Here is a 3,523-nt window from a genome sequence, read left to right as displayed (position 1 = left end):
GTCGACGAGATCGAGCTCGACGTCACGCGCACATCGGATTGTCCGACACGCTTGCCGGCGAGGTAATTGAGCTGAAAGATGCGCGTCTGCATGGTGTTCGGCTGGATGTAAATGCGCGTTCCCTGGATCTTGAACTCGTAGCCGTAGAGTTCGCGCAAGGTCTCCAGCGCCTCGCGCACGGTCACGTTCTTGAGATTGACGGTCACCGTGCCCGAGACCTCCGGCGCGACCAGCATGCTGTAGCGCGTACCGGAAACCAGCGCCATGAACACCTGCGATGCCGGCGCGTTGCTCACTGCCAGATCGAAGCGCGGCTCGACGCTCTTGGCCGACGTCGGCAAATCGAGTTGCAGCGGCGGCAGCATCGCCTGATTGAGCGCGGCATCGGCGCCGCCTTTGGCCTTGGCATCGACAGCGCCCTGCATTTCCTGCCCGATACGGTCGAACGTGGTACCCGGGGCTTTCTGGTGTGTCGCGCAGCCGACTGCGAACAGCGATGTCAGCGCAAGCAGCAGGATCGATCTGAACTTCATGGTTTCCCCTCGCTTTGCGCACGCCGGGGTTTTGGCGATTTGTCGGTCTTTTTCATGACGATGTTTGTTTTCTCGATACCCGGCGTGAGCATCAGGCGCTCGACACCACCCGGCCCTTCCAGCACGGCTTCCCGCTCGGTCAGCTTGATCAACCTGCTTTCGCCATACATTTCGCCGAGACGGACCGGCTGCCCGCCGATCACGGCGACGGCCCGACCCTTCCTTGGAATGAGCACGGACTGTAACACGGGGCCGGTCGCCGCCTCGCTGCTCGCCTCCTCGGCGACAAGCCCGGCCGGCGGACGCGTCGGATCGGCCAGATCCGCCTGCGCGAATGCCGTTGCGCCCACGAGCAGCAGCATGGGAATGGCGACCAGGCGCTTTAAACGATGAGCCATGCGCGTTCCAGACTGAGCGAATAGACGGTCAGCGTCAGCACCAGGCGGGGATGATCTTCCGCTGAAAGCGAAACGCTGCTCCACAGCAGTTTCGGTTTCGCCGCTTCAAGGCGCTCGAGGTACGCCGTGAGTTCCTGATAGCTGCCTTCCAGCTTGATTTCGACACCGTGCTTGAACAGGCCGTCCGAGACACTGGCCGGCGCCTTGGCGGCGGCGCCTTGTACGGGCGCAGCACCACCGTTTGCCGGCTTCTCCAGCGCGGCAGCAACCGGCAGCGTCTTCAGGCTGAGCAAGCGCAGCCCGCCTTGTCGCCCGATCATCGCCTCAAGCAGCCCCGCCATCTGTTCCGGCTGAACCAGCGAGCTTTCCATCGCAGTGAGGCGCTCGGTCTGTTTCGCCAATTGGGTCTTCAGGCCGGCCAATTCGGCTTGCGCGGCGACGTTCGGATCCTGCTCGGGCGATTGCAGCGCCTGCATCTGCGCATTCAAGGCCGCGAGTTGCGCCTGCTGCTCGCCGAGGCTGCGCTCTGCCAGGTGCGCGCGCGTCTGTGCCGGCGCGACGAACAAGGCGTGGCCAATCAGCACGATGCCCCCCAGGATGGCGATCGCCACCAGCCAGCGCTCGCGCACCTGCAAGGCATCGAAGCGCGCAGCCAGCTTGAGAAGGGATGACTTCATGACGCGCCCTTCGCACGCGCTGGCGCCTCACCGCCACCGACGCTCTCGGAACGCAGCAAGAATTCAACAAAGGCGACGAACGGGCGCTGCTGCTGCGCCTGATCGCCGTCCGCGACGTGCTGACCAGCCGCTTCGACGGCCGACGCCTGCGCAGTTTGCGCCGACGACACTTCGTCCGGACTCACGCGGCGCATTTCGAGTGCAGCGAAGCGGCGCCCCTGAAACACCGGTACCGCGTTCAGTCTTTGCACATAGTCCGGCAAACGCGTCGGGTCGAGCATGCGCCCGTGAATCTCGATTTCGTCGCCCCCCGCCGCGATCCGGAAACCGGTCAGCCATAGATCCGACCGCGCCTGTTGCGCGAAGCCGACCATGAACGACGAGAAACCGGCCGTTCGCCCCAACGCGCCTGAATCGAGGACTTTGATCACGTCCTCGCGTGCCGCGACCATGGACTTTGCGCTCTCGACCTCATTGGCGAGTTCCGGCGACACCTTGCGCTCGGCCATCGTCTGCGTCAGCGCCTTCATCTTCTCCTGCGCCGCAACGACTTCCTTGAGCGACGCTCCGGCCGCCTCTGAACGACGATTGGCTTCGGCGCCTTCCCACAACGACCAGCCGGCCATCAACACCGCCAGCACCAGCGCCGAAATACCGAGATTGCGCCCGGTCGCCGGCTCCAGGCGCGGACGCAACCGCGCTTCATAGAGATTGATCTGCTGGCTCACAGGGCAACTCCGTCGGTACGCAAGGCGGCGCCGATGGCGAGCAGGCTCTTGGCCTGGGCCTGCGGATTTCTGAGTTCCGGAATCGACGGAAAGTCCAGCACCGATGCCAGATCCATCTCGCGCACGGGGACGTAAATACTCTCGATCAGCTCGTTCATCAGATTTTCGACCAGCGGATAGCAGGCGAGAACAACCTTCGAGATCGGAATATGGCTGTACTGGCGATCGAAATTATCAAGACTGCGCTGCACTTCCAGAACCAGCCGTTCCAGCACGCGCGCTCGTTCGTCGGCATCCGCGCCGTTCAACTGTCGGGTATTCATTTCGCCGCGCCGGACAGCGATCAACTCGCCGTGGAAAGTCAGCGTCAGCATCATGCCGCTCTCGTCGACGCGCAAAAACGCCAGTCCGCGATTTTCGTCCTCAAGCAGTGCGGCGACGTTGCGCTGCGCCAGCTCGGGAATATCGACCACTGCCAGCGGCACCTTGGCGGCCTCGAACGGCGCCACCCGCGAGCGCACCGCCGATTCGGCCGCCGAGACGACCATGACACCGGCCGAACGCCCTTGCGGCATGCCGGCACTCGGGATATCGAGCACGTCGATACAGGCGCTATCGACCGGGTAGGCGACCATCTCCTTGATCGCCCAGCGCAAGGCCTCCTTGCGCTCCTCCTGCGGCACTTGCGGCGCATCGATCTGTGTCAGACTGTACTCGCCCTCTGCCATCAGCGTCGTGCAGGTACAGGACTTCAATGATCGGGCAGAGCGCAGGCGCTTCAGTGCTTCCCGCTCGCTGGCTTCAACGACAAACCGGTCAAGCAGGCAGACTTCCGGCCGCGAATCGCGTCGCCGGACGACGTGCGCGAGCGTGATCTCGCCGCCTTGCGGAATAAGCGCAAGCCAACCGGGTTTGCGGCGCGCAGCTAAAAACACGTAAAAACCCCTCTGACCTTAGTAATAAATTCGTTGAAAGATACCGATTAACCCACTAAATAACAAGGCTTTTTAAAGCAACGATCAGTAGTTTTCCCGGCGATAGATTAATGGCGCCTTGTAGCGGCCGAACGTTGCACGAGCGGTCGGATTATCGATGGTTCCGCTCCAGTTGAACTGCAGCCACGGCGCATTGACCGTCGTTGCCGCCGCTCCGGCTGCCCCGACCACGGTGCAGCGGTTCCCCGCTGC

At 63.1% G+C, this 3,523-nt stretch carries 6 protein-coding genes; all 6 read right to left on the bottom strand.

What is annotated here, in order from left to right:
* A partial coding sequence (locus tag KBA32_RS16740; RefSeq protein WP_294361395.1) for a secretin and TonB N-terminal domain-containing protein occupies positions 1-533 on the bottom strand: 533 nt, incomplete at its 3' end.
* Positions 530-931 carry a hypothetical protein gene (locus tag KBA32_RS16735; protein ID WP_294361393.1) on the bottom strand — a complete coding sequence of 134 codons (402 nt, stop codon included), beginning with the start codon at positions 929-931 and terminating at the stop codon, positions 530-532. The genes KBA32_RS16740 and KBA32_RS16735, both read right to left, overlap by 4 nt.
* Positions 916-1,608 carry a type II secretion system protein GspM gene (gspM, locus tag KBA32_RS16730; RefSeq protein ID WP_294361392.1) on the bottom strand — a complete coding sequence of 231 codons (693 nt, stop codon included), beginning with the start codon at positions 1,606-1,608 and terminating at the stop codon, positions 916-918. The genes KBA32_RS16735 and gspM overlap by 16 nt, the downstream gene beginning before the upstream one ends.
* Entirely contained in the window at positions 1,605-2,336 is a 732-nt protein-coding gene (locus KBA32_RS16725) for a PilN domain-containing protein (RefSeq protein WP_294361390.1), read from the bottom strand. The genes gspM and KBA32_RS16725 overlap by 4 nt, the downstream gene beginning before the upstream one ends.
* Positions 2,333-3,271 (bottom strand): hypothetical protein, encoded by a 939-nt coding sequence (locus KBA32_RS16720; RefSeq protein WP_294361389.1) that lies wholly within the window; start codon positions 3,269-3,271, stop codon positions 2,333-2,335. Before KBA32_RS16720 ends, KBA32_RS16725 begins: the two co-directional genes overlap by 4 nt.
* A gap of 84 nt (positions 3,272-3,355) precedes the next feature.
* Positions 3,356-3,502: a DUF6701 domain-containing protein gene (locus KBA32_RS17205; RefSeq protein ID WP_367113795.1), complete on the bottom strand. Its 147-nt coding sequence runs from the start codon at positions 3,500-3,502 to the stop codon at positions 3,356-3,358.
* Positions 3,503-3,523 lie beyond the last annotated feature (21 nt).

The organism is Propionivibrio sp. (genome assembly GCF_017995515.1).
Classification (GTDB): domain Bacteria; phylum Pseudomonadota; class Gammaproteobacteria; order Burkholderiales; family Rhodocyclaceae; genus Propionivibrio.
Note: the sequence above shows the minus strand (reverse complement) of the source record. Positions and strands in the feature narration are given on the sequence as shown.

Excerpts from the sequence above, each read along its gene's own strand:
- KBA32_RS16735 (WP_294361393.1), bottom strand. The coding sequence starts at position 931 with ATGGCTCATCGTTTAAAGCGCCTGGTCGCCATTCCCATGCTGCTGCTC.
- gspM (WP_294361392.1), bottom strand. The coding sequence starts at position 1,608 with ATGAAGTCATCCCTTCTCAAGCTGGCTGCGCGCTTCGATGCCTTGCAG.